The organism is Enterobacter sp. fkY84-1, assembly GCF_052974705.1.
The window spans coordinates 1016894-1041082 of record NZ_CP169393.1; the positions used below are offsets into that span (position 1 = coordinate 1016894).

A 24189-nucleotide genomic window follows, 5' to 3' on the forward strand; every position below is an offset into this window, starting at 1 on the left:
TTTTTATGCACTACTCTTCATAGTAATTATAAATCCCCGCTGGCATCACCAGCGATGACGCCACTTCGTACGCCTTCTCGCGCCCGACCAGCAGGTCGATAATCTTTAAGCCAAAATCAATCGCGGTGCCGGGGCCCTGGCTGGTCAGCAGGTTGACGCGCGGATCCCAGACGACGCGTTTGTCCACCCATTGATCTTCCGGAATGGTGTCTTTCAGCCCCGGGAAGCCGGTCATATTGCCGATGGGGAAGATGTCATGGGGAACCAGCACCGTGCCGGCGGCGGCACAAATGGCGGCGACGATGCGGCCGGATAAATGGAACTGACGCACGGTCTCAACCAGCAGCGGGCTGTCACGAAAACATTCCGCGCCCTTCAGGCCGCCGGGCAGGACGATGATGTCGTAATCTCCGTCAGCCACCTGTACCAACGGTGCATCTGCAAGGATTTTCACCCCGCGTGAACAGATGATTGCCAGATTACCGTCGCTGGCGACGCTGGCGGTGGTGACCTTAATGCCGCCGCGCACCATCAGATCAATGGTGGTGACCGCCTCCATCTCTTCGCTACCAGGGGCGAGGCAGATCAGTGCCGACGCGCTCATATTCACTCTCCTTACGTTTAACCAGGTCATACAGACGGGCGTTTTCCGGCACCGCGATGCCGTGCGCGCGGGCGCGTTTTAGCAGATATCCCGTAATGTAGTCGATCTCCGTGTGGCGTAATGCCCGAACATCCTGCAGCATCGAGGAGATGTTCTCAGCTGTACTCTCAATAACCTGCTCGACATAACAGCGCAAATCGTCTGCTGAGGTATGCAAGCCTTCCCGCTCAACGACCGCCGCGACTTCTGCACACAGGGACGCCACCTCCTGCGGATGGTTTTTCAGTTCACCGTTCGGGCAGTTCCACAGCGCCGTCAGCGGGTTGATCACACAGTTAACGGCCAGCTTGCGCCAGAGTTGAGGGCGAATGTGGTTATGCCAGGCCACGTCCGGGAGCACCTTCTGCAGCACATCGGCAAGATAGCTGTAGTCCCCATCCTGCGTTCTGGCAGGCCCGATGTGCGTCACGCCGCTGGCGACATGCACGATGATGTTGCCGTCGCGGCGCGCAGCGTGGGTGGTCGTTGCCATCAGCAGGGGCTGCGGAACGCTTTTCAGCTCATCAAGGGTCCCCATGCCGTTATGCAGCAGCAGTATGGGCGAAGTGGGGGGAAGCTGGGCGGCCAGCGTTTTTACCGCGTCTGAGACCTGCCACGCTTTAAGCGTTACCAGTAAAAGGTCGCTTTGCGCCAGGAAATCAGGATCGTTCGCGGTGAGGGATTCGTTAAAGATGCTTCCGTCTTCACCAATCAGGTTTACACTGCAATAAGGCTGGGGCACGCGCAGCCAGCCCTGAACCTCATGTCCGTGCTTGCACAGTGCGGTCAGCCACAGCTGACCAAGCGCTCCGCATCCGAGCACCGTAATTTTCATTGTTCCTCCTCACCTGCAACTGCGCCAGGTGTTACAGCTTAATTATACAGCTAAGCTTCTGTTGAGTTATGCCTCGTAGCGGGTATTATGCAACGCAACAAAAGTGAAGGGAGAAGAAAAGATGCCATCTTTCGATATTGTTTCCGAAGTTGATATCCAGGAAGTTCGCAACGGCGTTGAGAACGCAACCCGCGAAGTTGAGTCACGTTTCGATTTTCGTGGCGTTGAGGCGTCGTTTGAGCTGAACGACGCAAATAAGACCATTAAGGTGCTGAGTGAGTCTGATTTCCAGGTGAATCAGCTGCTCGACATTCTGCGCGCCAAGCTGCTTAAACGCGGCATCGAAGGGACCTCACTGGACGTGCCGGAAGAGTTCGTCCACAGCGGTAAAACGTGGTTCGTTGAAGCGAAGCTGAAGCAGGGCATCGAGAGCGCGGTGCAGAAGAAGATCGTTAAGCTCATCAAAGACAGCAAGCTGAAGGTGCAGGCGCAGATCCAGGGCGAAGAAATTCGCGTGACCGGTAAGTCCCGCGACGACCTGCAGTCCGTGATGGCGCTGGTGCGCGGCGGCGACCTGGGGCAACCGTTCCAGTTTAAAAACTTCCGCGACTAATATAAAAAGCCCGGTTTACCCGGGCTTTTTTCACGCGTTCAGCGCCTGCTCGACCTCAAAGCGGTTGGTCACCTTGCTGTCAATTTTGACATAAGCGCTGCGCTCCTCGGGAACAATCAGCACTTCCGTGACCCCTTCTTTTGCTTCCAGACGCTGTTTCAGCGCGTCGCTAATCTCCACATCATCCGGGATTTCTACGCGCAGGCTGCTCACGTAGCGCGGCTCTTTCATGGTGCCGGCGACCAGCAGCCAGACTGTCGCCAGCAGCGCGCCCGCGAGAAACACGGTTTGCGAATCAAACAGGCCGTCGACCCAGCCGCCAAGCGAGCCGCCGATTGCCACGCCGAGGAACTGGCTGGTGGAGTAAATACCCATCGCCGTGCCTTTGTAACCGGCGGGGGACTCTTTGCTGATCAGCGACGGCAGCAGGGCCTCCATCAGGTTAAACGCCAGGAAGAACAGCTGTACCCCGGCGATCAGTTCCCAGAAGTGCGGGCCGGCGCCCCAGAGCACGATCTCGGCAATCAGCAGGAGCGCCACGCAGCCCACGAAGACGCGTTTCATTTTGCGCTTCACTTCGGCGTAGATGATGAACGGCACGACGGAGACAAACGAAATCAACATCGTGACCAGATAGATTTTCCAGTGCTCAGCCGCCGGGAAACCCGCTGCGGCAAGCTGGCCGGGAAGGGCGACAAAGGTCGACATCAGCAGAATGTGCAGGCACATAATGCCGAAATTCAGCTTAAGCAGGCGCGGCTCGACAATCACCTTGCTGAAGCAGCCTTTTACCATGCCGGATTCACGGTTCAGAACGTGGTTTTTGCTGTCCGGCACCACCCACAGGGTTAAGGCAATGCCGAGGGTCGCCAGCACGGCAATCATCCAGAACAGGGCGTGCAGGCCGAGCGCATGGGTGATTATCGGGCCCAGCACCATCGCAATCGCAAACGTCACGCCAAAGCTGACGCCGATAAAGGCCATGGCTTTGGTGCGGTTCTGCTCGCGGGTTAAGTCTGACAGCAGCGCCATCACCGCGGCGGCAATCGCGCCGGAGCCCTGCAGGGCGCGGCCAAGAATAATCCCCCAGATGGAGTGGGAGAGGGCGGCAATGACGCTTCCGAGCACAAAGACCAGCAGCCCGCCGACAATCAGCGGTTTGCGGCCCACCCGGTCAGAGAGCAGGCCAAACGGGATCTGGAACACCGCCTGCGCCAGACCATAAATGCCAATGGCGAGGCCAATCAGCGCCTCGCTGGCCCCCTGCAGCGCCATACCGTATGTGGTCAGAACAGGCAGGACCATAAACATGCCAAGCATCCGTAGCGAGAAGACAGTCCCTAAGCCCCAGGTCGCGCGCAGCTCGCCTGGCGTCATTTTATAATCGTTCATTACCACCTCAGTTCAAAAGCAGGCCATAGTGTAGTGCGGGGAAGGGGCGGGGTAAATAAAGGGTTATTTAACAAATATTACATGCGTTATTAATGGATTTTATGAATAAAAAAGGGTGCCGAAGCACCCCTTTATTTACCTGTTGTGGCTTACCAGACGTAAGTCAGCAGGTTATGTGAATCTGGCACCATGAAATCCACGGACATCATCACGGACAGCGAGGTGATGGCCACAATCGAGAACACAAACAGCTTGCGCGCCCAGACTTTGTCATCTTCCACTTTGTAACCGCGCAGCGCCATGCCGAGCCACCAGACGCTCACCGCAGCCGCTACCGCCAGATATTTGTATCCGGCGTAACCACCCAGAGAGAGCATCAGCGTTGCCACGGCAAAGGCGATGATGTACAGCGTGATGTGGTTCTTGGCAACGGAGATGCCCTTCACGACCGGCAGAACCGGGATGTTCGCTGCCTGATAATCCTTAAAGCGGAAAATCGCGATGGCATAGGAGTGCGGCATCTGCCACAGGCTAAAGATAGCCAGCAGGATCAGCGCACCGCTATCGAACTCGTTCGTAACCGCGCAGTAGCCAATCACCGGCGGCGCAGCGCCGGAGAGAGAACCAATCAGCGTGCCGTAGACGGAGTGACGTTTCATATACAGGCTATAGATGCCCACATACACCACGAACCCCATCACCCCCAGCCAGCAGGCCAGCGGGTTAGCACCAAACCACAGCAGCATAAAGCCAGCAATACCCAGCAAGGTGGCGTACACCAGCGAGACGGAAGGGGCGATCAGGCCTTTCACCAGCACCCGATTTTTGGTCCTTTCCATCTTCTTGTCGATATCCATGTCGATGTAGTTGTTAAATACACAACCGGACGCAACAACCAGTGACACACCGACCAGCGTGTAGATAAAGAGGGCGTAATCAATGCTGCCCTTAGAGGCCAGCAGGAACCCTCCGATCACGGAGATCAGGTTGCCAAAGATGATGCCTGGTTTCGTTACTTGCAGGTATTGCTTAAACATACTCGCCGCTCTTAGTGAACCATCATGTTGTAGTTGAGGTTCCACATAATCCAGATGGAACCGACTACCAGGATAGCGATGATAATCACGGTAAAGATAAAGGCGGTCATGTTCCAGCCTTCATCGGACTTGGTGTTCATGTGCAGGAAGCAAACCAGATGCACCAGAATCTGAATCACCGCGGTCACCAGGATTGCACCCAGGATAACCGGCTTAGACGCAGAACCGCTCATCACCATCCAGAACGGGATCACCGTCAGGATGATCGACAGGATGAAACCTGTCATGTAGGTTTTTACGCTGCCGTGGGAAGCGCCATGATCGTTAGAATGACTCATTACATCGCCCCCATCAGATAGACAACAGAGAACACACAGATCCACACCACGTCCAGGAAGTGCCAGAACAGGCTCAGGCACAGGATACGGGTACGGTTAGTACTGGTCAGGCCGCGACGGGAGATCTGGAACATCAGTACTGCCATCCAGATCAGACCGGAGGTCACGTGCAGACCGTGGGTGCCAACCAGCGCGAAGAACGCGGACAGGAAGCCACTGCGATCCGGGCCGAAGCCTTCCATGATCAGGTGATGGAATTCATAGATTTCCATCCCGATAAATCCAGCACCAAACAACCAGGTCAACGCCAGCCAGGAGACAACCTGGCTCTTGTTGTTTTTGTACATGGCGATAGCCGCCATGCCGTAGGTGATGGAGCTGAATAACAGCAGTGCGGTTTCAACCAGAACGAACGGCAGTTCAAAGATGTCCTTGCCGGTCGGGCCGCCCGCTGTGCCGTTCACCAGAACGGCATAGGTCGCGAACAGACAGCAGAACAGAATGCAGTCGCTCATCAGGTAGATCCAGAAACCGAAGACTTTGGTCGGTCCTGTATCGTGGTGCGCATGTTCATGCGCGTGGGCAGTTGAGTGCGCCAGAGTATCAGTTGCCATTTTTCAGCCCCGCTTTAGAAATCTCGTCGAAATGCTGATTTTCCAGCTTTTCAACTTCACGGACTGGTACGTAGTAGTCCACGTCCTCGTCAAAGCTCTTCACAATCCAGCTGATTACGATGCCAGCAAAGCCAACAATCGCCATCCACCAGATGTGCCAGATCATTGCGAAACCAAATACCGTTGCGAAGGCGGCAATCACGATGCCCGCACCGCTGTTTTTCGGCATATGGATCTCTTCGTAATGAGCAGGTTGCTTGTACGCTTCACCTTTTTCTTTCATTTCCCAGAATGCGTCACGTTCATGAACCTGAGGCACGATGGCAAAGTTATAGAAAGGCGGTGGAGAAGAGGTCGCCCACTCCAGCGTACGGCCACCCCATGGGTCACCGGTCAGGTCACGGTTCTGGTCGCGGTCGCGAATAGACACGTAGAACTGAATCAGCTGAGACGCGATACCACAGGCAATCAGCACGGCACCGCCCGCTGCAACCATCAGCATTGGGTGGAACTGCGGATCGATCTGCTGGCTCAGACGACGGGTCATACCCATGAAGCCCAGCACGTACAGCGGCATAAAGGCCACGAAGAAGCCGATGATCCAGAACCAGAACGCGCGTTTACCCCATTTCTCGTTCAGCGTGAAGCCGAACGCTTTTGGCCACCAGTAGGTTACGCCAGCGAAGCAGCCGAAGACCACGCCACCGATGATAACGTTATGGAAGTGCGCAATCAGGAACAGACTGTTGTGCAGAACGAAGTCAGCACCCGGTACCGCCAGCAGTACGCCGGTCATCCCACCTACGGAGAAGGTCACGATGAAGCCGATGGTCCACAGCATGGCTGAGTGGAACACGATACGGCCCTGATACATGGTGAACAGCCAGTTGAAGATCTTCACCCCGGTCGGGATGGCGATAATCATGGTGGTAATACCGAAGAAGGCGTTTACGTTCGCGCCCGCACCCATGGTGAAGAAGTGGTGCAGCCAAACGATGAACGACAGAACGGTAATACACACGGTTGCCCACACCAGAGAGGTGTAACCAAACAGACGTTTACGCGAGAAGGTTGCCGCGATTTCGGAGAACACACCGAATACAGGCAGAACCAGGATGTAAACTTCCGGGTGACCCCATGCCCAAATCAGGTTGATGTACATCATCATGTTGCCACCCATATCGTTCGTGAAGAAATGGGTGCCCAGGTAGCGGTCCAGGGTCAGCAGCGCGATGGTGACGGTCAGAATTGGGAAGGACGCAATAATCAGGATGTTGGCGCACAGAGATGCCCAGGTAAATACCGGCATCTTGAACATGGTCATGCCAGGGGCACGCATCTTGATAATGGTCACGAAGAAGTTGATACCGGTCAGGGTCGTACCGACACCGGAGAGCTGAAGCGCCCAAATCCAGTAGTCGACGCCAACGCCCGGGCTGTACTCAATTCCTGACAGCGGTGGGTAAGCCAGCCAGCCGGTCTGCGCGAATTCGCCCACACCCAGTGACAGGTTAACCAGAATAACGCCGACAACGGTGAACCAGAAGCTCAGGTTGTTCAGGAACGGGAACGCAACGTCGCGCGCGCCGATTTGCAGCGGAACGACCACGTTCATCAGACCGATAACCAGCGGCATCGCCACGAAGAAGATCATGATAACGCCGTGGGCGGTAAAGATCTGATCGTAGTGGTGCGGTGGCAGGAAGCCGGCTTCACCCGCAGACGCGAGCGCCTGCTGGCTACGCATCATGATCGCATCCGCAAAGCCACGAATTAACATGACGATACCGACGATGCAGTACATGATACCGAGTTTTTTGTGGTCAACCGAAGTCAGCCACTCATTCCACAGGTAGCTCCACTTACCGAAGTAAGTGATCAGGCCAACTAAGGCCGCGCCACCGATGATAATTGCAGCCACCGTAACCATGATAATCGGTTCATGGTAGGGCACTGCATCCAGTGTCAATTTTCCGAACATTTTCTTCCTCGGCCCCTTAGTGAGCGGTTTCCGCGTGGCTCATGTCCATGCCTTCCATACCTTCGTGCGCGCTGTGCTCGCCTTCTGGCTGGGTCATGTCCATGCTCTTGCCGTGATCCATAAATTTGCCAATAACGTCTTTGAACAAATCAGGCTTCACGTTAGAGAAGTACTCCACCTTGTTGTATTCGCTAGGTGCAGCCACTTTTTCGAACGCCGCCATGTCAGACATGGTGTTTGGAGACTGTTTCGCTTTTTCAACCCACTGGTCGAAAGCGGCACGGTCTGGCGTTGCAATAGCTTTGAACTTCATACCTGAGAAGCCCGGGCCGCTATAGCTGGCGGAGATACCATCGTAGGTGCCTGCTTCATTCGCGATCAGATGCAGGTTAGTCTGCATACCGGCCATCGCGTAAATCTGGCTACCCAGACGCGGGATGAAGAAGGAGTTCATTACGGAGTTGGAGGTCACTTTGAACTGAACCGGAGTGTTCGCCGGGAAGGCGATTTCATTCACGGTAGCAATGCCCTGCTCTGGATAGATGAAGAACCATTTCCAGTCCATGGAGACCACTTCAATGGTAATCGGTTTTTCATCGTGAACCAGCGGCTTGCTTGGCTCAAGTGCGTGAGTGGTTTTCCAGGTCAGTACGGCAAGGAACAGGATGATCAGGATAGGTACCGTCCAGACCACAGCTTCCACTTTGTTGGAGTGTGACCAGTTCGGGCTATACTTCGCATCTTTATTGCTCGCACGATACTTCCAGGCGAAACCAACAGCCATCAAAATGGCTGGAATAACCACAATCAACATCAGGCCAAAAGCCGTCAATATCAGTGAACGTTGTTCCAGTCCAATCTGTCCTTTGGGGTCTAGTAGTGCAGAATCACAGCCACTGAGTAATACAGTGCCTGCGAATAATGACAACCATCCCAAACTTTTATTGTATTTCCTGAGTCTCATTTAACGACCTCAATTCCACGGGAGTCTGGTGGCGTTTAAAGTGTGCGGGCATTTTACGGGAAGGTTACATTACTGTAAACATCATTAGGCCTGTGTCAGGAAGGTGTTACCGGGTTCTGCCGCACGTGTCACAAGTGTTGCAAATTATGTCGGTTTTTATGACCGAAGCCGCATGAGATGGGCTTTATAACGAAAGGACCCCCAAGCATACCCTAAAAGGGACAATTGGTATAACCATTGTTAAAAATAAACAAAAAATTAACAATTAATTATCAATAAAAAGACATCTAAAAAACGAAAAATCAAACTATCGCATGCTGAATCGTTTAATGAAAAATAGCGTTTTGGAACCAGAGCCAATAATTTCCAAATCCTATCCCGCACAAAACAACAAATATTTTTTTAGTCGATGGTGGCTATTTCACCGTTATAATTTCGGTTGGTGATTACAACGGGAAATAACCTTTCGCATTTTTCTTCAGGTCAGCTGCGTTTTACGCAACGCCATGAAATCGAGCAGACCGCCCGTCAGGATCCCAACGATGGCCAGCAGGGCTCCGGCGTCCAGCAGAAGGGCCTCAAACGGGAGCGCCAGTGGTGTGCTGGCATTAATAATGAGCACGATAAGCCAGAGTGCCAGCGCAACGCAGCCCATCATTAACAGACGTAACGCAAAACGGTAGGCGCGGTGATATTCCGTTCGTGGCATAAAGTGTTCGGTCCGCTGGGTATATTCCAGCGTCTGGCGACAGACCAGCAACAATAAAATCCCCGGCACGGCAGCCACGACGGAGAAAAGATAAAACGTTGGCCAACCGTGGGCTTCCACAAACCAGCCGGCAATCGGACCTACGTAAACGCGGCCAACGGCAGAGAGCGCCGAGAGCAGCGCGAACTGCGTGGCGGAAAATGACTTGTTGCACAGGGTCATCAGCAGGGCGACAAAGGCTGCTGTCCCCATACCGCCGCAGAGATTTTCAAAGAACACCGCAGCGGCCATGCTGATCATATGTTTGTCGGTAATCGACAGCAGCCAGTAGCCCGCGTTAGAGGCGCCCTGAAGAATGCCGAAGATCAGCAGTGCGCGGAACAGCGTCAGGCGCTGCATCAGCACGCCACCGTAAAGTGCCCCGACAATGGTCGCAAACAGCCCCAGCGTTTTATTCACTACCCCCACTTCACCGGCATCAAAACCGACACCGCGGATCAGGAAGGTGGTGGTCAGGCTCATGGCAAAGGCGTCGCCAAGCTTATAAAGGACGATCAGCAGCAGGATCAGCCAGGCGTTGTTGCGGCCAAAGAAGTCGCGCAGCGGTTCCGCCACGGCCTGCTCCAGCGAGCGGGGAACCGGAATAACGTCGCTCGGTTCGGGGGCAAAGAGCGTGGCGATAATGCAGGGGATAAGCAGGGCGGCCATCAGCCAGTACATGCCCTGCCAGCCGAGGTAACGGTCGGCCAGCCACAGCGCCAGCCCGCCAGAGACCAGCATCCCGAGGCGATAGCCCAGCACGCTGATGGCCGCACCGGCACCGCGTTCTTCCGCTGGTAACACGTCCGTCTTCCAGGCGTCGAACACGATATCCTGAGAGGCGGAACAGAAGGCAATCACCACCGCAAGCGCGGCCATCCAGCGCAGCTGCGTGGTGGGCTCAAGAAACCCCATCGCCGCGATGGCCAGCAGCAGCAGGACCTGCGTCATCACCAGCCAGCCGCGGCGACGCCCGAGGAACGGCGGCGTATAGCGATCCATCACCGGCGACCACAGGAACTTGAAGACATAGGCCTGACCGACAAGCGAGAAGAAACCAATGGTTTTGAGATCGATGTTCTCGACCGTCATCCACGCCTGAAGCGTGCCGGAGGTGAGCGCGAGGGGTAAACCCGAGGCAAAGCCGAGGATCAGCAGAATCGCTGATTTCGGTTGCTGGAAAATGCGTAAGTAATGGCTGGACATGTTCTTATAAGACTGACCCGGTGTTACACCGGGTCAGTGAGCAGGATTAACGTGCGTTCTGCTTGATAAAGTCGTGGATGCTGGTGTCCTGCGCCATATCGGCGATGGTATCGGTCAGCACGCTGTTAACGGCGTTAGCAATGTTCTGGTTGGATGCCTGGAACGCACCTTCCACAGAGTAGCTCGCGCGGTAGTTTTTGGTCATCTTGTTGCCATTCTTCGCGGTGGCAATGATGGCGATATCCGCTTTGGTGGCGATGTTGTAGCGCACGTTGCCCTGTGACACGTCAGCGTACAGGTTGTTGACGATGATCTGCAGATCAACCGCACCGCTTGGGCCGATCATATAGCCGCGAGCGGTCATTTGTTTCTCCAGCACTTCCTGCAGCAGGAAGCGCAGGTCACGGGACGCGGTGAGCGTCACCTGCTGGTTATCGCGGGTCACTTTTGCCAGCGCCTGATCCTGACGCTGATCGGCACCGTTAATGCTCACGGTGACGCCCATCAGGCTTGGGTCCTGCTGAGGCAGGGTGATTTTTGGTGAGACATCAATGGTGGTAGGCGGGGTAGCACAGCCTGCCAGCATAAAAAGGGCTACCAATGGAAAGAAGAGTTTTTTTAACATTTTTAAGTTCTCACGAATCGTAAGCATAATAGAGAGAAAAATTGCCGCCATCATAACATCGCCAACGGTCAGGGGAAGTGGTCAACGCATGTAAATTCATCGTCTTGTCTGAAAACTGACCATCTCACTCATTTTCTCCTTTCACGGATGATAAAAGGTATGAGCCTCACAGTTAACTTCATTCGTTTGAATGAGAAAATCGGACGAAAGCTAAATATTTGTTGTCAATGTGTAATGGAAACGGTAAAAGCGGCTAATATTTAAAGGGATGGGTGACATCCTGGCGTTGTCGGAGGAGTAATTTCATGATGATACGTGAGCATATAGAAGATAAATTAAGGGCAGCGTTCAACCCTGTGTTCCTCGAAGTCGTCGACGAAAGCTATCGTCATAACGTACCGGCAGGTTCTGAAAGCCACTTTAAAGTGGTTCTGGTTAGCGATCGCTTCACGGGAGAACGTTTCCTGAACCGACATCGCTTGATCTACAGCACCTTGACGGAAGAGCTCTCCACGACCGTGCATGCGCTGGCACTGCATACCTATACCATTAAGGAATGGGAAGGCTTGCAGGATACGGTTTTCGCATCGCCGCCCTGTCGCGGTGCAGGCACTATCGCCTGATAAATCGGATTTGCAACGGCTGGAGCTTTTCCAGTATGTTGCTTACAGATTTCCTCAAAACGGCCTTCGGGCCGTTTTGTTTTGTCTGAGTTTTGAGCGGATGGTGCGATTTTAAGGCTAAAAATAGCCTTAAAGTGTGAAAAAAGCCGCAGCAACATGCCCCAACCGTTCTCGACTCACCTAAGTGATGCCGCTATAATGCCGCGTCTTATTGAATGTCTTCGGGATGATTCTGGCGACAGGGAATGTGAATCTGCACTAAGAGAGCATCCCGGTATAACAGACAGATTCAGAGTTGACCGAGCACTGTGATTTTTTTGAGGTAACAAGATGCAAGTTTCAGTTGAAACCACTCAAGGCCTTGGCCGCCGTGTAACGATTACTATCGCTGCTGACAGCATCGAAACTGCTGTGAAAAGCGAGCTGGTCAACGTAGCAAAAAAAGTACGTATTGACGGCTTCCGTAAGGGCAAAGTACCAATGAATGTTGTTGCTCAGCGTTATGGCGCTTCCGTGCGTCAGGATGTGCTGGGTGAACTGATGAGCCGCAACTTTATCGATGCGATCATCAAAGAAAAAATCAATCCGGCCGGTGCGCCAAACTACGTTCCAGGCGAATACAAACTGGGCGAAGACTTCACCTACTCCGTAGAGTTTGAAGTGTATCCGGAAGTTGAGCTGAAAGGTCTGGAATCTATCGAAGTTGAAAAACCGATTGTCTCCGTGACTGACGAAGACGTTGACGGCATGCTGGACACCCTGCGTAAGCAGCAGGCGAACTGGAAAGAGAAAGAAGGCGCTGTTGACGCGGAAGACCGCGTAACCATCGACTTCACCGGTTCTGTAGACGGCGAAGAGTTCGAAGGCGGCAAAGCGTCTGACTTCGTACTGGCAATGGGCCAGGGTCGTATGATCCCAGGCTTCGAAGACGGTATCAAAGGCCACAAGGCTGGCGAAGAGTTCACCATCGACGTGACCTTCCCGGAAGAGTACCACGCTGAAAACCTGAAAGGTAAAGCAGCGAAGTTCGTCATCAACCTGAAGAAAGTGGAAGAGCGCGAACTGCCAGAACTGACTGAAGAGTTCATCAAACGTTTCGGCGTGGAAGACGGTTCTGTTGCTGGCCTGCGTACCGAAGTGCGTAAAAACATGGAGCGCGAGCTGAACGGTGCTGTGCGTAACCGCGTGAAGTCTCAGGCGATCGAAGGTCTGGTGAAAGCCAACGAAATCGACGTTCCTGCTGCACTGATCGACAGCGAAATCGACGTTCTGCGCCGTCAGGCTGCACAGCGTTTCGGTGGCAACCAGCAGCAAGCGATGGAACTGCCACGCGAGCTGTTCGAAGAGCAGGCAAAACGCCGCGTTGTGGTTGGCCTGCTGCTGGGCGAAGTGATTCGTACCCACGAGCTGAAAGCTGACGAAGAGCGTGTGAAAGGCCTGATCGAAGAGATGGCTTCTGCATACGAAGATCCATCAGAAGTGATCGAGTTCTACGGTAAGAACAAAGAGCTGATGGACAACATGCGCAACGTTGCCCTGGAAGAGCAGGCGGTTGAAGCGGTACTGGCGAAAGCGAAAGTGACCGAAAAAGCGACCTCTTTCAACGAACTGATGAACCAGCAGGCGTAATTTCGCCCCAACGGTTTAAAGTTTGAACAGAAAACCCGTTGCCTTGCGGCAGCGGGTTTTTTTTATCACAGCCAGAGCCCAGGAAGAGTGCTAAAACGCCCTTTCGGTGTTAGCGTAACAACAAAAGGTTGTTATGCTTGAAATAGGGCACTGTGAACCCCATAAGTACGTAATCATGATGAATGAGACTGGCTGATAATCCGTCCGTAAGGTTACAATCAGTACAGCAGGTGTTTTCAATTTTGATCCAGGAGACGGAAATGTCATACAGTGGCGAACGAGATAACTTTGCACCCCATATGGCTCTGGTGCCAATGGTTATTGAACAGACCTCACGTGGTGAGCGTTCTTTTGATATCTATTCCCGTCTGCTCAAGGAACGCGTTATCTTTCTGACCGGCCAGGTGGAAGACCACATGGCTAACCTGATCGTGGCGCAGATGCTGTTTCTGGAAGCGGAAAACCCGGAAAAAGACATTTACCTGTACATTAACTCCCCGGGTGGCGTGATTACCGCAGGGATGTCCATTTATGACACCATGCAATTCATCAAACCGGATGTCAGCACGATCTGTATGGGTCAGGCCGCATCTATGGGCGCGTTCCTGTTAACCGCAGGGGCGAAGGGTAAGCGTTTCTGCTTGCCGAATTCCCGCGTGATGATTCACCAGCCGCTGGGCGGTTACCAGGGCCAGGCGACGGATATTGAAATCCACGCCCGCGAAATCCTGAAAGTAAAAGCGCGCATGAATGAACTTATGGCGCAGCATACGGGTCAACCTCTCGAGCAGATCGAGCGCGATACCGAGCGCGATCGCTTCCTCTCTGCTTCAGAGGCAGTTGAGTACGGCTTAGTCGACTCCGTGTTGACCCATCGTAATTGATGCCCGCGACGCGAGTGTGCCGCTATACTAAGGTAGGGCGGCACGCTGCTTGATGCAGCTTGCGTCTTAGAATGGCATTTGCGTCGTCATGTGCGGCACAAAGAACTTAAAAAGAGGTTTGGACTCATGACAGATAAACGCAAAGATGGTTCGGGCAAACTGCTGTACTGCTCTTTTTGCGGCAAAAGCCAGCATGAAGTGCGTAAACTGATTGCCGGGCCGTCCGTGTATATCTGCGACGAATGCGTCGATTTATGTAACGACATCATTCGCGAAGAGATTAAAGAAGTCGCACCGCACCGTGAGCGCAGCGCGCTGCCAACGCCGCATGAAATTCGTCATCACCTTGACGACTACGTCATCGGCCAGGAGCAGGCCAAGAAAGTGCTGGCGGTAGCGGTCTATAACCACTACAAACGCCTGCGTAACGGCGATACCAGCAATGGCGTGGAACTGGGTAAAAGTAACATTCTGCTCATCGGCCCAACCGGTTCCGGTAAAACGCTGCTGGCTGAAACCCTGGCGCGTCTGCTTGATGTTCCGTTCACCATGGCGGATGCCACCACCCTGACCGAAGCCGGTTACGTGGGTGAGGACGTCGAAAACATCATCCAGAAACTGCTGCAGAAGTGCGATTACGACGTACAGAAAGCCCAGCGCGGGATTGTTTACATCGATGAGATCGACAAGATCTCCCGTAAATCCGACAACCCGTCCATCACTCGTGACGTATCGGGTGAAGGCGTACAGCAGGCACTGCTGAAGCTGATCGAAGGTACGGTTGCCGCCGTTCCGCCACAGGGTGGTCGTAAACATCCGCAGCAGGAGTTCCTGCAGGTTGATACCTCCAAGATCCTGTTCATCTGTGGCGGTGCCTTTGCTGGTCTGGATAAAGTTATCTCTCACCGTGTCGAAACTGGCTCCGGCATTGGTTTTGGCGCAACGGTGAAATCCACATCCGAAAAACCGAACGAAGGCGAGCTCCTGGCACAGGTTGAACCAGAAGATCTGATCAAATTCGGTCTGATCCCTGAATTCATCGGTCGTCTGCCGGTTGTGGCTACGCTGAATGAGCTGAGTGAAGAGGCGCTGATCCAGATCCTGAAAGAGCCGAAAAATGCGCTGACCAAGCAGTATCAGGCGCTGTTCAATCTGGAAGGGGTTGATCTGGAATTCCGCGACGAAGCGCTGGATGCGATTGCCAAAAAAGCAATGAGCCGCAAAACCGGCGCGCGTGGCCTGCGTTCTATCGTTGAAGCGGCACTGCTCGACACCATGTACGATCTGCCGTCGATGGCAGACGTTGAGAAAGTGGTGATTGACGAGTCGGTCATCAGCGGTCAAACCAAACCGCTGCTGATTTACGGTAAACCGGAAGCCCAGCAGGCATCTGGCGAATAATTCACCAAATCATACAAGCAGTTAATCAAAAAGGGGGGATTTTATCTCCCCTTTACTTTTTCCGTATTCATAGCGTTGAATGTGTGGGAAACATCCCCATATACTGGATACATGTTAATGGTTATGTGAAGCACAGTGACATGACCAGCTTACCTGGCGGACACTAACTAAGAGAGAGCTCTATGAATCCTGAGCGTTCTGAACGCATTGAAATCCCCGTATTGCCGTTGCGCGATGTGGTGGTTTATCCGCACATGGTCATACCCTTATTTGTAGGGCGGGAAAAATCTATCCGTTGCCTCGAAGCCGCTATGGATCATGATAAAAAAATCATGCTGGTGGCGCAGAAAGAAGCATCAACGGATGAGCCGGGTGTAAACGATCTTTTCACCGTCGGGACCGTGGCCTCTATTTTGCAGATGCTGAAGCTGCCTGACGGCACCGTGAAGGTGCTGGTAGAAGGCCTGCAGCGTGCGCGTATTACCACTCTGTCAGACGACGGCGAACACTTCTCTGCGAAGGCAGAGTACCTTGATTCGCCTGAACTTGATGAGCGCGAACAGGAAGTGCTGGTTCGCACCGCGATTAGCCAGTTTGAAGGCTATATCAAGCTGAACAAGAAAATCCCACCAGAAGTGCTGACGTCGCTGAACAGCATCGACGATCCTGCACGTCTGGCGGACACCATCGCTGCCCATATGCCGCTGAAGCTGGCTGACAAACAGTCCGTGCTGGAAATGTCCGACGTTAACGAACGTCTGGAATACCTGATGGCGATGATGGAGTCTGAAATCGATCTGCTGCAGGTTGAGAAGCGTATTCGCAACCGCGTGAAAAAGCAGATGGAAAAATCTCAGCGTGAGTACTATCTGAATGAGCAAATGAAGGCTATTCAGAAAGAGCTGGGCGAGATGGACGACGCGCCGGACGAAAACGAAGCGCTGAAGCGTAAGATCGACGCGGCGAAGATGCCGAAAGAGGCGAAAGAGAAAGCCGAAGCAGAACTGCAGAAGCTGAAAATGATGTCTCCGATGTCGGCTGAAGCGACCGTCGTACGCGGCTACATTGAGTGGATGGTGCAGGTTCCGTGGAACGCCCGCAGCAAGGTCAAAAAAGACCTGCGTCAGGCGCAGGAGATCCTGGATACCGACCACTACGGCCTGGAACGCGTGAAAGACCGCATTCTTGAGTACCTCGCGGTACAAAGCCGTGTAAACAAAATCAAAGGCCCAATTCTGTGCCTGGTAGGACCGCCGGGGGTGGGTAAAACCTCTCTGGGCCAGTCCATCGCTAAAGCGACCGGACGTAAGTATATCCGTATGGCGCTGGGCGGCGTACGCGATGAAGCGGAAATCCGCGGTCACCGCCGTACCTACATCGGTTCTATGCCGGGTAAACTGATCCAGAAGATGGCGAAAGTGGGCGTTAAAAACCCGCTGTTCCTGCTCGATGAGATCGACAAAATGTCCTCGGACATGCGTGGTGACCCGGCGTCTGCGCTGCTGGAGGTGCTTGATCCAGAACAGAACGTGGCGTTCAGCGATCACTACCTGGAAGTGGATTACGACCTGAGCGACGTGATGTTTGTCGCGACGTCGAACTCCATGAATATTCCGGCCCCGCTGCTGGACCGTATGGAAGTGATCCGTCTCTCCGGCTATACCGAAGACGAGAAGCTGAACATCGCGAAACAGCACCTGCTGCCGAAACAGATTGAGCGTAACGCGCTGAAAGCCAACGAGCTGACCGTCGAGGACAGCGCGATTATTGGCATCATCCGCTACTATACCCGTGAAGCGGGCGTGCGTAGCCTTGAGCGTGAAATCTCTAAACTGTGCCGTAAGGCGGTGAAACAGCTGTTGCTGGATAAGAGCCTGAAACACATCACGATTAATGGTGATAACCTGCATGCCTATCTCGGCGTTCAGCGCTTCGACTATGGTCGCGCGGATAACGAAAACCGCGTTGGCCAGGTCACCGGTCTGGCATGGACGGAAGTGGGCGGCGATCTGCTGACCATCGAAACCGCCTGTGTACCGGGTAAAGGCAAGCTGACCTATACCGGCTCGCTGGGTGAAGTGATGCAGGAGTCCATTCAGGCGGCGCTGACCGTGGTGCGCGCGCGCGCGGAGAAACTGGGTATCAACCCGGATTTCTACGAAAAACGCGACATCCACGTACACGTACCTGAAGGGGCGACGCCGAAAGATGGTCCAAGCGCGGGTATTGCCATGTGTACCGCTCTGGTTTCTTGCCTGACAGGTAACCCGGTGCGTGCTGATGTGGCAATGACCGGTGAAATCACCCTGCGCGGTCAGGTTCTGCCAATCGGTGGCTTAAAAGAAAAACTGCTGGCGGCGCATCGTGGTGGGATCAAAACCGTATTGATCCCTTACGAAAACAAACGCGATCTGGAAGAGATTCCGGACAACGTGATTGCCGACCTGCAGATCCATCCTGTTAAGCGAATTGAGGAAGTACTTAGTCTCGCATTGCAGAATGAACCGTCCGGAATGCAGGTTGTAACCGCAAAATAGTGACCTCGCGCAAAGAGCGTCAATAAAAACAAGGCTGGTAAGTCATTTCGCACTTGCCAGCCTTTTTTTGTATAGCTAATTTAGATTGCTGATTAGGTCAGCCATCAACAACGGGTGTTGTAAGGTCATGGCAGGCCTGATATAACTGCTGCGCGGTCGCGTTGTGAAGGATTCAGGCGCGATATAAATTATAAAGAGAGGAAGAGAACAGTGAATAAATCTCAACTGATTGACAAAATTGCTGCTGGTGCTGATATTTCTAAAGCTGCAGCTGGACGTGCGTTAGATGCATTAATTGCTTCTGTTACTGAATCTCTGCAGGCTGGGGACGACGTTGCACTGGTAGGCTTCGGTACTTTTGCTGTTAAAGAGCGTGCTGCCCGTACTGGCCGCAACCCTCAGACCGGTAAAGAGATCACCATTGCTGCCGCTAAAGTGCCGGGTTTCCGTGCAGGTAAAGCGCTGAAAGACGCAGTAAACTGATTGCTTTCCCGTTTCAGGGAAGCCGGATAGTACAAGGGCGCATCTTTTGATGTGCCTTTTTTGTTTGTCCAGACCTGATTTGTGCGAGTTTATGCGAGTTGTGGGCTGACAATCGCCCCGTTTTCTTGTCACAATACGACTTTACGCGCGACGGGCAGGATTTTCCGTCAGCGTCAGGTAACCAGTCACATACAGCGGAGTGTTGTTACACCATGATGGACAGCTTACGCACGGCTGCTAACAGTCTCGTGCTCAAGATTATTTTCGGTATCATTATCGTGTCGTTCATATTGACCGGCGTGAGCAGTTACCTTATTGGCGGTGGCGCGAACTATGCCGCAAAAGTGAATGGCCAGGAGATCAGCCGCGGCCAGTTCGAGAATGCTTTTGCCGGTGAACGTAACCGTATGCAGCAACAGCTGGGCGACCAATTCTCTGAACTGGCAGCAAACGAAGGGTATATGAAGACCCTGCGTCAGCAGACGCTGAACCGTCTTATCGACGAAGCGCTGCTGGATCAGTATGCCAAAAAACTCGGCCTTGGCATTAGCGATGAGCAGGTGAAAAAAGCCATCTTCTCCACGCAAGCCTTCCAGTCTAACGGTAAATTCGACAACGCGCGTTACAACAGCATCGTCAACCAGATGGGGATGACGGCCGATCAGTACGCGCAGGCGCTGCGTAACCAACTGACCACCCAGCAGCTCATCAATGCCGTTGTTGGCACCGATTTCATGCTCAAAGGCGAAACGGATGAACTGGCTGCGCTGGTGGCGCAGCAGCGCGTTGTACGTGAAGCGACCATTGATGTTAACGCCCTGGCGGCGAAACAGCAGGTGAGCGACGCTGACATTAACGCCTGGTACGAGCAGAACAAGAATACCTTTGTTTCTCCTGAACAGTTCCGCGTGAGCTACATCAAGCTGGATGCGGCTGCGCTGCAGGAAAGCGCGTCTGACGCGGAAATCCAGTCTTACTACGACCAGCATCAGGATCAGTTCACACAGCCGCAGCGTAACCGCTACAGCGTGATTCAGACCAAAACCGAGGCGGATGCCAAAGCGGCACTGGATGAGCTGAACAAAGGCGCTGATTTTGCGACCGTCGCGAAAGCGAAATCCACCGACATTATCTCTGCGAAAAACGGCGGCGATATGGGCTGGCTGGAAGACGCGACCACGCCGGACGAGCTGAAAAATGCCGGTCTGAAAGAGAAAGGCCAACTGTCTGGCGTCATTAAATCATCCGTAGGTTTCCTGGTCGTGCGTCTGGACGACATCACCGCGGCGAAAACCAAGCCGCTGGCTGAGGTTCGTGACGATATCGCGGCAAAAGTGAAGCAGGAAAAAGCGCTGGATGCCTACTATGCGCTGCAGCAGAAAGTGAGTGATGCTGCCAGCAACGACAACGAATCTCTGGCGGGTGCCGAGCAGGCGGCTGGGGTGAAAGCGGTTGAGACGGGCTGGTTTGGTCGTGACAACCTGCCGGAAGAGCTGAACTTCAAACCGGTTTCTGATGCCATCTTCAACGGTGGTCTGGTTGGTGAGAACGGCACGCCGGGCAGTAACTCAGACATCATTACCGTCGATGGCGATCGTGCGTTTGTGCTGCGCGTCAGCGAGCACAAGCCAGAAGCGGTCAAACCGCTGGCGGAAGTGAAGGATCAGGTCGTCGCTCAGGTTAAGCACAACAAAGCGGAACAGCAGGCGAAACTGGATGCTGAGAAGATTCTGGCCGATCTGAAAGCAGGTAAACAGGACGCGCTGAAAGCGGCTGGCCTGAGCTTCGGTGAAGCGAAAACGCTGAGCCGTACTGGTCAGGACCCTATCAGCCAGGCCGCGTTTGGCCTGACTCTGCCGGCGAAAGACAAGCCAAGCTTCGGCACCACTACCGATATGCAGGGTAACGTCGTTCTGCTGGCGCTGGATGAAGTGAAAGCCGGCACTCTGCCAGACGCGCAGAAGAAGGCGATGGTCCAGGGGATTACCCAGAACAATGCCCAGATTGCCTTCGAAGCCATGATGAGCAACCTGCGTAAAGAGGCCAAAATTAAGCTGGGCGATATCATTACTCAGCAGCAATAATTACGTATCTGCTTGCAGATTTTCGCAACGCTCTGCAATAACTAAAGGCCGCTTTCGCGGCCTTTTCCATTTCTGCACTCTGCTGTTTGTGCCTCTTTTATCGGGCGGCTATCGTGACGTGGCTGTCTACAAACAAGGAGATAACAGCATGAAATGTGGAATCAAAGCACTGTTAATTACGCTGGCTATTGCCACCACTGGTATGAGCGCGGGCGCACTGGCGGCGGCACCTGCCGCTAAACCACAGGCGGTACAGAGTAAGACCGACGCCGCAGCGCCGGGGCAGGGGCAAACCAAAGCGACTGACGTTGGTAAAAACGTGGATGATGACGGTACGCGAGTCAGCATCAATTCGGCCTCTGCGGAAGAGCTGGCCCGCGTGATGAATGGCGTCGGGCTGAAAAAAGCGCAGGCCATCGTAAGCTATCGTGAAGAGTATGGTCCTTTCAAAACGGTCGACGATCTCAAGCAGGTTCCGGGCATGGGGAGCGCGCTGGTTGAGCGCAACCTCGCACACCTGACGTTGTAATCTCACAATTACTTGCACAGCGGCAAAATTTTGCCAGGATAAAGAGGTCATACCAGTTATGACCTCTCATCCTACAATAACAGTAAAGGCTATTGCGCTATGCAGACAAAAATAAAAGTACGCGGTTTTCACCTCGACGTTTACCAGCATGTGAACAATGCCCGCTACCTGGAGTTTCTTGAGGAAGCGCGCTGGGACGGGCTGGAAAACAGCGAAAGCTTTCAGTGGATGACCGCGCACAACATCGCGTTCGTGGTCGTCAATATTAATATCAACTACCGTCGCCCTGCCGTGTTGGGCGATGTGCTCACGGTGACCAGCCAGGTGCAGCAGATCAATGGCAAAAGCGGCGTGTTAAGCCAGGTGGTTACGCTCGATCCCGAAGGGCCGGTGGTGGCTGATGCGTTGATCACCTTTGTCTGTATCGATCTGAAAACGCAGAAAGCGCTGCCGCTGGAAGGGGAATTGCGCGAAAAGCTGGAACTGATGATCGTGTAACACAGGTTCAGGCTTACCCGTGCTGTCGACACCTGTTATGCGACAGCACGGTCAGGTCGCCCTATTTAAGCCCGGTTTTTTTCTGCATTGCGGCCATCACGCCGGCTTTATTGGCAAGATAGTGGTTCAGCCCGTTAGCGCGCAGATTACAGGCGGCGCACTGGCCGCAACCGTCGCCTTTAATGCCGTTGTAGCAGGTGAGGGTTTCGCTGCGAACCAGGTCCAGCTTGCCCCAGTAGTCGGCCAGCGCCCAGGTTTCGGCTTTATCCAGCCACATCAGCGGGGTTTCAAAGCGCGTCTCTTTCGCCATCCCCAGATTGACGGCGTGATTTAACGCCTTCACGAACTCATCACGACAGTCCGGGTAGCCGGAGAAGTCTGTTTCACACACGCCCGTGATCACCGCTTCGGCTTTTACCTGGTAGGCATAAATTGCCGTCAGGGTGAGGAACAGAATATTGCGGCCCGGCACGAAGGTATTCGGAATGCCGCTGGCATCGGGTTCGTAGTCCGGGACGGGAATACTGTCCCGGGTGAGGCTACTCACGGCCAGTTCATTTAACAGCGTAACGTCCAGCACCTTGTGCGCGCGTGCGCCCAGTTTCAGGGCCAGTTCAAGGGCAACGTCGATCTCAGCGCGATGACGCTGACCATAATCGAAAGTGACACAGTGAACCTCATCGTACTGATGAAGAGCCTGGACCAGGCAGGTAGTAGAGTCTTGTCCTCCGCTGAACACGACGACGGCACGTTTCATAAATCATCTCGACTGTTACGGTAAAAACGTTATGTTACCGTCTGCCTGTGGCGGCGACCAGCTTCTTCACGATTTGGGGGCGGGCAGCCAGGCTTCGGTAAAATCAAACCAGCCGCGGGTGTTGAGGCGAATCCCATTCACGCCCGGCGGCGCGCTGATCTGATACTGATAATTAAAGAGCGGCGTCAGCACCGCATTTTCCATTAATCGGCTAAAAATGGCCTTCAGGCCCGCGTGCCGATCCCGAGCTTCGGCCTGAGTCTGTACCGCATCCAGCGTGGCTTGCAAATGGGCGTACGCCGGTGCGCTTAACACGTGTGGCCAAAGCGTATCGCAGCGCAGCCACTGCTCAAGCGTATACGCTGGCGCTTCGCCAATCAGCCTGTCGCCCATCATGATGTCTGCTTCGGCAAGCTGCTGGCATCCGTCCCACGTCTTGGCGTCATGAAAGATGACGGTCAGCTCACAACCCTGTAGCGCCAGGTACGTCTTCAACTGGCTGGCCATGGTGTGAAGCTCAACGGGAAGATGGTAAACCAGCGTCAGTGCTTCAGGCAGGGCAACATCGGTTAAATCAGTCCAGTCGGGGATTGTCCAGCCGGGAAGCAGTTCCCCGGTGGGGGTGATGAGCCCTTCGTTTAGCGGAAGCGTGTGGAGAAGCCTGGAGTGATGAATGATATTAATCAGCCGCTTTGCCTGGTTCTCACTCAGGCGTGCGCTCTGTTTTAGCGTGAGGTAACAGAACCCCAGGCTGGTGCTGCTGCTTACCAGCCGCAGACTTTCCAGCTCGTCGGCCTCACCAATCGCGATTTGCACCGGGTGACGGCAGCTGGTACCCAACCTGTGATCAAAAAGCTGGGGTGTGATCCAGTATTCGATGGCTTTGAGCAGCGGATGGCTCAGGTGGTACTGCTCATGGCTTTCAAGACGAACCAGGTCGGGTTCAAAGGCGACCAGCCGAAAGGGGCCGCTGCCAATCGTCGAATGGTCGGGATGCGCCAGACGGCTACAGTAGGTCGCCAGCCTGTGCGGCAGCCAGTAATCCGGATGATGTAGCGTAAACGTCAGGCACTGCGGATGCGTTGTTTCGATACAGAGGACGCTCTGAAACAGGGTGCGCAGGGCGGGAAGCGTCAACAGCGCGGTCAGGCTCCGCTGGAGATGCGCCGTTTCAATTTTATCGCCGTTATGCCAGTGCAGCGTGGAGCGAATGTAGAAATGCCAGCGCAGGCCATCATCCGACACATCCCAGTGATGCGCCAGATCGCCCGTCGGCTCACTGCTGTTGCCGTGAAATCGCGTCAAACCTGAGAAGACTTGCCCTGCCAGATGCTGCTCTGCCCGACCCGGTAAAAAGCCCGGCTGAAGCGGCTCAAGTGAGCGGTAGTAGGGAATGCGCAGCGTCGGCGTGTCGTTTTGCCACTGCCCACCCAAAAACGGGTGCAGCAGGGCACGCAAATCTTCGGGAGCAAGCTGCGCCAGCTCGAGGGCGTTATGTTGCTGCCCGCTTTTTAGCGCTTCTTCCATCATCGTGTTGCGCAGTGATTCCGGAGTGACGTGAAACGTCAGCGCACCGCGCCTTCCACGCCCGGACTGCGCGCGCCAGGTCAGCCAGCCCGCCTCCTGGGCCTGACGCAGCAGAGTACGGACATGTCGCTCGCTACAAAAGCAGCGGCTGGCAAGTTCATTTACGGTTACCTGCTGCGGCGCGCCAGCGGAAGGTTGCCACAGGCGTTGATACTGGTTAAGACGGTTAAGTTGGCGCATA

General features: G+C 54.1%; 22 protein-coding genes. 10 read left to right on the forward strand and 12 right to left on the reverse strand.

Going from position 1 to position 24189, the window contains the following annotated elements:
• Positions 1-10 precede the first annotated feature (10 nt).
• Both yajL and panE read right to left on the reverse strand, forming a co-directional pair.
• On the reverse strand, positions 11-604 hold the full coding sequence (yajL, locus tag ACEPLT_RS04730; protein WP_232927896.1) for a protein deglycase YajL: 594 nt from the start codon (positions 602-604) through the stop codon (positions 11-13).
• Positions 567-1478, reverse strand: a complete 912-nt coding sequence (gene panE / locus ACEPLT_RS04735) for a 2-dehydropantoate 2-reductase (protein WP_008503328.1) — start codon at positions 1476-1478, stop codon at positions 567-569. Before panE ends, yajL begins: the two co-directional genes overlap by 38 nt.
• 121 nt (positions 1479-1599) lie before the next feature.
• Here panE and ACEPLT_RS04740 point away from each other — a divergent pair, with 121 nt between their 5' ends.
• Entirely contained in the window at positions 1600-2091 is a 492-nt protein-coding gene (locus ACEPLT_RS04740; protein WP_008503327.1) for a YajQ family cyclic di-GMP-binding protein, read from the forward strand.
• Positions 2092-2121: 30 nt separating this feature from the next.
• On the opposite strand, the gene ACEPLT_RS04745 is transcribed toward ACEPLT_RS04740, so the two are convergent.
• The 8 genes from ACEPLT_RS04745 to ACEPLT_RS04780 all read right to left on the reverse strand — a co-directional run bounded on the left by ACEPLT_RS04745 (position 2122) and on the right by ACEPLT_RS04780 (position 10996).
• The gene (locus ACEPLT_RS04745) at positions 2122-3483 is read right to left on the reverse strand and encodes an MFS transporter (RefSeq protein ID WP_232927902.1); all 1362 of its coding nucleotides are present in this window, start codon (positions 3481-3483) and stop codon (positions 2122-2124) included.
• 149 nt (positions 3484-3632) lie between these two features.
• On the reverse strand, positions 3633-4520 hold the full coding sequence (gene cyoE, locus ACEPLT_RS04750) for a heme o synthase (RefSeq protein WP_008503325.1): 888 nt from the start codon (positions 4518-4520) through the stop codon (positions 3633-3635).
• Positions 4521-4531: 11 nt separating this feature from the next.
• Positions 4532-4858 (reverse strand): cytochrome o ubiquinol oxidase subunit IV, encoded by a 327-nt coding sequence (locus ACEPLT_RS04755; protein WP_006176899.1) that lies wholly within the window; start codon positions 4856-4858, stop codon positions 4532-4534.
• A complete protein-coding gene (locus tag ACEPLT_RS04760) occupies positions 4858-5472 on the reverse strand; it encodes a cytochrome o ubiquinol oxidase subunit III (RefSeq protein WP_008503324.1) in 615 nt (204 codons plus the stop codon). Before ACEPLT_RS04760 ends, ACEPLT_RS04755 begins: the two co-directional genes overlap by 1 nt.
• The gene (gene cyoB, locus ACEPLT_RS04765) at positions 5462-7453 is read right to left on the reverse strand and encodes a cytochrome o ubiquinol oxidase subunit I (RefSeq protein WP_008503323.1); all 1992 of its coding nucleotides are present in this window, start codon (positions 7451-7453) and stop codon (positions 5462-5464) included. Before cyoB ends, ACEPLT_RS04760 begins: the two co-directional genes overlap by 11 nt.
• 16 nt (positions 7454-7469) lie before the next feature.
• Positions 7470-8417 (reverse strand): cytochrome o ubiquinol oxidase subunit II, encoded by a 948-nt coding sequence (gene cyoA, locus ACEPLT_RS04770; protein ID WP_008503322.1) that lies wholly within the window; start codon positions 8415-8417, stop codon positions 7470-7472.
• A 478-nt stretch (positions 8418-8895) separates the two neighbouring features.
• A complete protein-coding gene (ampG, locus tag ACEPLT_RS04775) occupies positions 8896-10371 on the reverse strand; it encodes a muropeptide MFS transporter AmpG (protein WP_023343488.1) in 1476 nt (491 codons plus the stop codon).
• 46 nt (positions 10372-10417) lie between these two features.
• The gene (locus ACEPLT_RS04780; RefSeq protein ID WP_023310568.1) at positions 10418-10996 is read right to left on the reverse strand and encodes a lipoprotein; all 579 of its coding nucleotides are present in this window, start codon (positions 10994-10996) and stop codon (positions 10418-10420) included.
• A gap of 305 nt (positions 10997-11301) precedes the next feature.
• Here ACEPLT_RS04780 and bolA point away from each other — a divergent pair, with 305 nt between their 5' ends.
• The 9 genes from bolA to ACEPLT_RS04825 all read left to right on the forward strand — a co-directional run bounded on the left by bolA (position 11302) and on the right by ACEPLT_RS04825 (position 21664).
• Entirely contained in the window at positions 11302-11619 is a 318-nt protein-coding gene (gene bolA / locus ACEPLT_RS04785) for a transcriptional regulator BolA (RefSeq protein ID WP_021241655.1), read from the forward strand.
• 330 nt (positions 11620-11949) lie between these two features.
• Positions 11950-13248, forward strand: coding sequence for a trigger factor (gene tig / locus ACEPLT_RS04790; RefSeq protein ID WP_008503318.1), 1299 nt, complete (start codon positions 11950-11952; stop codon positions 13246-13248).
• A 260-nt stretch (positions 13249-13508) separates the two neighbouring features.
• The gene (gene clpP / locus ACEPLT_RS04795; RefSeq protein WP_008503317.1) at positions 13509-14132 is read left to right on the forward strand and encodes an ATP-dependent Clp endopeptidase proteolytic subunit ClpP; all 624 of its coding nucleotides are present in this window, start codon (positions 13509-13511) and stop codon (positions 14130-14132) included.
• A 126-nt stretch (positions 14133-14258) separates the two neighbouring features.
• Positions 14259-15533, forward strand: a complete 1275-nt coding sequence (gene clpX / locus ACEPLT_RS04800) for an ATP-dependent protease ATP-binding subunit ClpX (RefSeq protein ID WP_232927905.1) — start codon at positions 14259-14261, stop codon at positions 15531-15533.
• Between the two features lie 182 nt (positions 15534-15715).
• Positions 15716-18070 carry an endopeptidase La gene (lon, locus tag ACEPLT_RS04805; protein WP_008503315.1) on the forward strand — a complete coding sequence of 785 codons (2355 nt, stop codon included), beginning with the start codon at positions 15716-15718 and terminating at the stop codon, positions 18068-18070.
• A gap of 210 nt (positions 18071-18280) precedes the next feature.
• Positions 18281-18553 (forward strand): nucleoid-associated protein HU-beta, encoded by a 273-nt coding sequence (gene hupB, locus ACEPLT_RS04810; protein ID WP_002444653.1) that lies wholly within the window; start codon positions 18281-18283, stop codon positions 18551-18553.
• Positions 18554-18765: 212 nt separating this feature from the next.
• A complete protein-coding gene (ppiD, locus tag ACEPLT_RS04815; RefSeq protein ID WP_032674258.1) occupies positions 18766-20637 on the forward strand; it encodes a peptidylprolyl isomerase in 1872 nt (623 codons plus the stop codon).
• Positions 20638-20785: 148 nt separating this feature from the next.
• Entirely contained in the window at positions 20786-21166 is a 381-nt protein-coding gene (locus ACEPLT_RS04820) for a helix-hairpin-helix domain-containing protein (RefSeq protein WP_023343490.1), read from the forward strand.
• A gap of 99 nt (positions 21167-21265) precedes the next feature.
• Positions 21266-21664, forward strand: coding sequence for a YbgC/FadM family acyl-CoA thioesterase (locus ACEPLT_RS04825; RefSeq protein WP_232927908.1), 399 nt, complete (start codon positions 21266-21268; stop codon positions 21662-21664).
• 61 nt (positions 21665-21725) lie between these two features.
• Here the strand turns inward: ACEPLT_RS04825 and queC are convergent, their stop codons facing one another.
• Positions 21726-22421 carry a 7-cyano-7-deazaguanine synthase QueC gene (gene queC / locus ACEPLT_RS04830; protein ID WP_032674259.1) on the reverse strand — a complete coding sequence of 232 codons (696 nt, stop codon included), beginning with the start codon at positions 22419-22421 and terminating at the stop codon, positions 21726-21728.
• Between the two features lie 66 nt (positions 22422-22487).
• Entirely contained in the window at positions 22488-24188 is a 1701-nt protein-coding gene (locus ACEPLT_RS04835; RefSeq protein WP_023326794.1) for an SgrR family transcriptional regulator, read from the reverse strand.
• Position 24189 lies beyond the last annotated feature (1 nt).